Source organism: Pradoshia sp., assembly GCF_051873915.1.
GTDB lineage: Bacteria > Bacillota > Bacilli > Bacillales > Pradoshiaceae > Pradoshia.
On record NZ_JBJEFJ010000104.1, the window covers coordinates 4,817 to 10,795 of the forward strand.

At 41.5% G+C, this 5,979-nt stretch carries 6 protein-coding genes; 5 read left to right on the forward strand and 1 reads right to left on the reverse strand.

Annotation, left to right across the window (positions count from 1 at the left end; translation table 11 throughout):
• Window positions 1-208: 208 nt before the first annotated feature.
• A complete protein-coding gene (locus ACI35L_RS09475; protein WP_049670714.1) occupies window positions 209-1,801 on the reverse strand; it encodes an ABC-F family ATP-binding cassette domain-containing protein in 1,593 nt (530 codons plus the stop codon).
• Between the two features lie 350 nt (window positions 1,802-2,151).
• Between ACI35L_RS09475 and ACI35L_RS09480 the strand changes: the two genes are divergently transcribed.
• The 5 genes from ACI35L_RS09480 (at window position 2,152) to ACI35L_RS09500 (ending at window position 5,920) form a co-directional block, all read left to right on the forward strand.
• On the forward strand, window positions 2,152-3,054 hold the full coding sequence (locus tag ACI35L_RS09480) for a 3D domain-containing protein (protein WP_053103738.1): 903 nt from the start codon (window positions 2,152-2,154) through the stop codon (window positions 3,052-3,054).
• A 176-nt stretch (window positions 3,055-3,230) separates the two neighbouring features.
• Window positions 3,231-4,316 carry a YecA family protein gene (locus tag ACI35L_RS09485; protein ID WP_049670715.1) on the forward strand — a complete coding sequence of 362 codons (1,086 nt, stop codon included), beginning with the start codon at window positions 3,231-3,233 and terminating at the stop codon, window positions 4,314-4,316.
• Window positions 4,317-4,666: 350 nt separating this feature from the next.
• The gene (locus ACI35L_RS09490) at window positions 4,667-5,230 is read left to right on the forward strand and encodes a mismatch-specific DNA-glycosylase (RefSeq protein ID WP_439802751.1); all 564 of its coding nucleotides are present in this window, start codon (window positions 4,667-4,669) and stop codon (window positions 5,228-5,230) included.
• Between the two features lie 210 nt (window positions 5,231-5,440).
• Complete coding sequence (locus tag ACI35L_RS09495) at window positions 5,441-5,641, forward strand: cold-shock protein (RefSeq protein WP_049670717.1); 201 nt, start codon at window positions 5,441-5,443, stop codon at window positions 5,639-5,641.
• Between the two features lie 81 nt (window positions 5,642-5,722).
• On the forward strand, window positions 5,723-5,920 hold the full coding sequence (locus tag ACI35L_RS09500; protein ID WP_049670718.1) for a cold-shock protein: 198 nt from the start codon (window positions 5,723-5,725) through the stop codon (window positions 5,918-5,920).
• Window positions 5,921-5,979 lie beyond the last annotated feature (59 nt).

Below are 5,979 nucleotides of genomic sequence, written 5' to 3' on the forward strand. Positions count from 1 at the left end.
AGCCTTTCCTCTACTTCCCGCAGGAGTCGAGTGCATTTCGCTTCATTCTACTAGTCACGAATAATAGAAGGCCACAATCAACTAATATGTATGGAAAACATAAAGACCCGAATAATTAGACGATAGAATTCATTCATTTATCGTTTAATCATTCGGGTTTATCATTGGCTGAAATATTTATGTCCCAGCCTTATTTCCTTTAATCGAATTATTTCTTCACTGTTTCCAAATACTCATCATAAGTCATTTGTTTATCAATCAAGCCATCTGGCGTGATTTCGATAATACGGTTCGCAATCGTTTGAATGAACTGATGGTCATGGGATGTGAAAATCATGGATCCCTTGAAGTTGATTAGTCCGTTATTGACTGCTGTGATGGATTCCAAATCCAAGTGGTTGGTTGGTTCGTCAAGCAAGAGAACATTAGCGCCGCTAAGCATCATTTTAGAGAGCATGCAGCGGACTTTTTCTCCCCCGGATAGGACGGATGCTTTCTTCATTACTTCTTCGCCAGAGAAGAGCATTCTGCCCAAGAATCCACGCAAGAAGGATTCGCTTTCATCCTGCGGAGAGAATTGACGCAGCCATTCAACCAATGTGAGGTCGTTGTTCTCGAAGAACTCAGAGTTATCTTTCGGGAAATAAGATTGAGAAGTTGTGATTCCCCATTTGAATGTGCCTTCATCTGCTTCCATTTCACCCATCAAGATTTTGAAGAGAGTGGATTTCGCATTATCATTCGCTCCGAGCAAGGCAATTTTGTCATCTTTATTCATGGTAAAGCTGATGTTGTTTAATACCTTTTCGCCGTCGATGGTTTTGGATAAGCCTTCAACACGTAATAAATCATTGCCGATTTCACGATCTGGCGTGAAGTGGACGTATGGATAACGTCTTGATGATGGCTTGATATCGTCAAGCGTAATTTTCTCAAGCAATTTCTTACGGGATGTCGCTTGCTTTGATTTCGATGCATTCGCACTGAAGCGGGCAACGAAGGCTTGCAATTCCTTGATTTTTTCTTCTTTCTTTTTGTTGGATTCAGCCGTTAGCTTTTGCGCTAATTGGCTGGATTCATACCAGAAGTCATAGTTCCCGACATAAAGCTGAATCTTGCCGAAGTCTAGGTCAGCGATATGAGTACATACTTTATTTAAGAAGTGACGGTCATGGGATACAACGATGACTGTGTTTTCAAAGTTAATGAGGAACTCTTCCAGCCATTGGATGGCTTTAATGTCCAAGTGGTTCGTCGGCTCATCGAGAAGAAGAACATCAGGCTGGCCGAATAGGGCTTGAGCAAGGAGAACTTTAACCTTCTCGCCGCCGTCAAGCTCAGACATTTTCTTGTTATGCAATTCTTCCGGAATGCCAAGACCTTTTAAGAGAATTGCAGCCTCAGGCTCTGCTTCCCAGCCGTTAAGCTCAGCGAATTCACCCTCAAGCTCAGCAGCTCTCATGCCGTCCTCATCTGTAAAATCAGCCTTCATATAGATGGCATCCTTCTCCTGCATGACTTCAAAGAGACGAGCGTGACCCATGATGACAACCTGGATGACCTCTGTGTCCTCATATTCAAAGTGGTTTTGTTTCAAAACGGCAAGTCTTTCACCAGGCCCTAAGGAGACATTCCCTTGCTGCGGCTCAAGATCACCAGACAATATTTTTAAGAATGTGGATTTACCTGCACCGTTTGCACCGATTAAACCATAGCAATTTCCAGGCGTAAATTTAATATTTACGTCTTCGAATAATTTTCGGTCGCCAAAACGCAGACCAACATTACTAACTGTTATCATGTAATAAAATTCCTCCGTTAACTGTTATCTAGCAAATTATATCATTATCATCCCCTTTTTTGAAAGGGACGGGGATAAAGAAGATGCTGAAAATGAAAAATGAGGCCCATCGTCCGGTAATTTATGGATAAAAACCATGATGAAGACGAAAAAGGGACCAAATCCAGCCTCAAGACTGGCGGGTGATGGAGCGTTTACAGAAGGACTTTTCTGTCAATTTGTTACATTATTGTAATCCTGTTGCAATCAATGTCATGCTCTTATTACATTCTTGACCTTAACAAAAAACCATCCCCGCTGATAGGATAGGTCTTGCCCGTCAAAACGGCAAATGACAGGAGGATTTTGTTTTGAAGAAAATTTGTATGGCGTTTTTAGCATGTGCTTCCATCATTGGCTCCGCAGAGGGCTTTTATGCGGCTGACCAAGAGGAGCTTATGACAGAAGAGCTGCATGCAGAAGAATCCAATATGATTAATATAGATAAAGATTTATCCAATCTATCACCAGAATTTATTCAGCTGTCTTCGATGAAAATCGTTGCGGAGATGGATGATGAGGAAATAGAAGCTGCTGATCCATATGCAATCGAACATTTCATAAACGAAGGAATTGTTGAGCTTGCAGATAAAGAGAAGGAGGACTCCTTCCATGCCGCTATGCTATATGAGGAAATCGCAAGCGAGATACAGGCTGTAAAAACCAAGGAGACCGTTGTTGCTTCCGCTGAAGAAACAGAAAGAAAAGAGGAAGCTGTATCTCCAAGAGAGGATAAGGATGATAGCGTAATAGATACGACAGCAGCCGAAGAAGCTGAGCCAGAGAAAAAAGAACCTGTTGTCGAAGAAGCAACGCTCACAGAGGAAGAACCAGTCATAGCCTCTGTAGATGAGAGCAGAGAAGAGTCAGCACCTGAAAATACAGAGGATACCGTGAAACCTGAGATAGAAGAAGCTGCTGAAGAAACCGTGATTACCATGACAGCAACAGCCTATACGGCAGACTGTGAAGGGGGAAGCGGCGTAACCTATACAGGGATTGATTTAAAAGCTAACCCAGATGCCAAAGTCATTGCAGTCGACCCTTCCGTCATTCCGCTTGGTACAGAAGTGTATGTAGAGGGCTATGGTACTGCGATAGCAGCGGATATCGGCGGAGCCATTAAAGGGAATAAAATTGATGTCTTCATTCCAAGTCAGGCAGAGGCAGAAGCTTGGGGTATTAAGACAGTCAATGTTACAATTAAACAGTGATAGTGAAGGGAAGTGGTTTGCTAGTGGGTGAATCGCTTCCTTTTTTTGTTGGATTGATGATTATAAATATTCACAATTGAGGAACAGTTTATTTTTTGTGGATTTTGTAGTAAAATCAAGTTCTTTGACGGAGTGCTATTTTAAAATAAGTTTTACGATATGATGGAGGAAATGGAATGACAACAGCTACACATGTTGATGAGTACCAATTAGAGACATTGCTAGATGCCTTGAAGATGGATGCTCTTAAAAATATTCGACGTAACCTAAACTTGAAAAATATGAGTTCATTAAGGAAGAAGGAGCTCGTTCAGGCATTGGTGGAGCATATTCCTGCATCCGTGCCTGAAAGAACAAAGATGATGGACTTGCAGCAATATACATCTATTGTTGCCCTTATGACTAAGAGCGGAGTGATGCCGCTTGACCAAATCGCCCTTGAGGATGTGTTCTACTTATCCAGCATCGGCTATATCCATCCGGCAGAGCAGGATGACCAGCCGATTGTCGTAATGCCTTCACAAGTGATGAAGCAGTTCTTCAGTCTTGATCCAAAAGAAATCATGGCTGATGTGAACCGTAACCAAAAGGTTTCTAATATTCTCTTTGGGATCGTGCGTTATTACGGTTTTGCAGACTTAGAAACGGTCAAAAAAATGGTGGAGGCTTACCTCGAAGAAGAGGTTGAAGAAGCATGGCTTACAAACTATATCAGCTACTTAGCTGATTATTACGGCATTTTCTATGCGAAGGACGGCTACTTGATTCACCAAACAATTCGCGAGCTTGATAGCTTCAAGCAAGTCCTTAAGACGAGAGAGGAATTGAACTATTATCCAATCCCAGCGGAAAGCATGATGAATCTTAATCGCTATGAAAGCTTTGAGAAAACAGCTGAAATGGCTGCATTCAGTCAGTTCCTGCAAGATACGTATTCTTTAGAGGCAGCTCAAGCGAATGAATTAATCGAGCAATTCCTCTATAAAGTCCAATTTGGCCATGGCTTACAAGAAGTAGTTAAATGGTTTGGCGAGAATATTGAGCTTCAGAACGAGAAAGATGTCAACGCGATTGTTGAGCATATTGCCAAGGTCGTAAACAATACACGTCTCTGGATCTTGAAAGGGTTCACGCCATTAGAATTGGCGCCTGCTCAAGAAGTGAGTGAAAAGAAAGAGCCTGTAACGAACAATAAAATTCCTCGTAATGCGCCATGTCCATGCGGATCCGGCAAAAAGTACAAGCGTTGCTGCATGAAATAATGATGATGGAAGATGCCCTATCCATGTTGATAGGGCATCTTTTTATGTAAAATAATGAGTTATATAGACTGAGCATTCATGATTCAAATTCCGTCTTGCCATTGTATCTGTTACCCTTGGCTTCGACTGGTGGGACTATCTGGGAAGGTAAGAATACGAAAGTACCGAAGTAAGACGATGCTTAAGGCTGATGTTTACCAAGGTAATAGCTGATATTTGTCATTTGAACCGAAAAGAGGGCAATCTGTGAAAGCAGGCTGCCCTTTTGTGTGTTTAAAAGTGTGAAGGGCAGGATATGGATTTGAAAATATGGTAAAGTAGCTTCAACGATAGAAGGAAGGGATCAATGAATGGAAGACTTTGAACACTTAAGACTGCCGGTCTATATTAGGCATGATTTAGATATTTTGTTTTGCGGTATTAATCCAGGGCGAGTTTCCGCACTAGCCGGTCATTACTTCGCTAATCCAGGCAATTTGTTCTGGAAGGCGCTCCATTTAGGCGGTTTGACCCCCTATCAGTTTCGGCCGGATGAAACACCAAAGTTATTGGATTATGGATATGGGATAACGGATATCGTGGCAAGACCGACGAGAACGGCCTCAAAGCTTACGAAGAAGGATATGGAGGAAGGGGCTGTGAGGCTGCAGGACACTATCATTGAGTACCGGCCAAAGATACTTTGTTTTGTCGGAATCACAGCCTTCAGGCATGCATTTCAAATCCATAAGGAGAAGGTCGTTCCAGGATTGCAGGAGGGCTTCTTCTATACAACGGAAAAATGGGAAGGGTGCCGGGTTTTTGTTGCTCCCTCTACAAGCGGTCTTAATGCAGGCTTTAGTCGTGAAGAAAGAATTGAGTATTTCAGACAGCTGAATGAGTGCAAGAATGAAATCTTAAATAACCATGAATAAGATGGATGATATTGGCGTATTAATAATAGTGGATACCGAAGATATTGACATTTCGCTGGATGATTGTTAAAATAGTCTATATTATTTATCTATATAAAATTACCCGTAAATTGAATGTTTCACTTATTATAAAGTGTTATCCTTTTTACAGAGCGGTACATTTTATGATAGGTGAATTTTGTTTATTAACACATTTTTGGAGGTAACAAAATGAAAAACGGTAAAGTAAAATGGTTTAATGCAGAAAAAGGTTTCGGATTCATCGAAGTTGAAGGCGAAAACGATGTATTCGTACACTTCTCCGCTATCCAAGGCGAAGGCTTCAAAACTTTAGAAGAAGGACAAAGCGTACAATTCGACGTAACTGAAGGCGCACGCGGTCCTCAAGCTGAAAACGTAATTAAACTTTAAGAATTGTTTATAAAGGCTATCCACTGAAAGCGGATAGCCTTTTGTTACATATAATGACTTAATACGAAAGGTGTGCCGGTAATGTACAATCGAAAAAATGTTGAGGAAGTAATCCCTGAGGAAACAAAAGTGTGGGAGTGTACATCTGATGATTGCAATGCCTGGGTTCGAGACAATTTCAAAAGTACAGAAACCCCTTCCTGTCCTTTATGCAGCAGTGATATGACGGAAGGAACTAAAATGCTTCAAGCGATTAATAATCCGAGACGGATCGATTAAGCCGGAATAGCTTTCATATTTGACAACAAGAGACCTGACTTGATTCGGGTCTCTTTTTT

Excerpts from the sequence above, each read along its gene's own strand:
- ACI35L_RS09475 (WP_049670714.1), bottom strand. The coding sequence starts at position 1,801 with ATGATAACAGTTAGTAATGTTGGTCTGCGTTTTGGCGACCGAAAATTA.
- ACI35L_RS09485 (WP_049670715.1), top strand. The coding sequence starts at position 3,231 with ATGACAACAGCTACACATGTTGATGAGTACCAATTAGAGACATTGCTA.
- ACI35L_RS09490 (WP_439802751.1), top strand. The coding sequence starts at position 4,667 with ATGGAAGACTTTGAACACTTAAGACTGCCGGTCTATATTAGGCATGAT.
- ACI35L_RS09495 (WP_049670717.1), top strand. The coding sequence starts at position 5,441 with ATGAAAAACGGTAAAGTAAAATGGTTTAATGCAGAAAAAGGTTTCGGA.
- ACI35L_RS09500 (WP_049670718.1), top strand. The coding sequence starts at position 5,723 with ATGTACAATCGAAAAAATGTTGAGGAAGTAATCCCTGAGGAAACAAAA.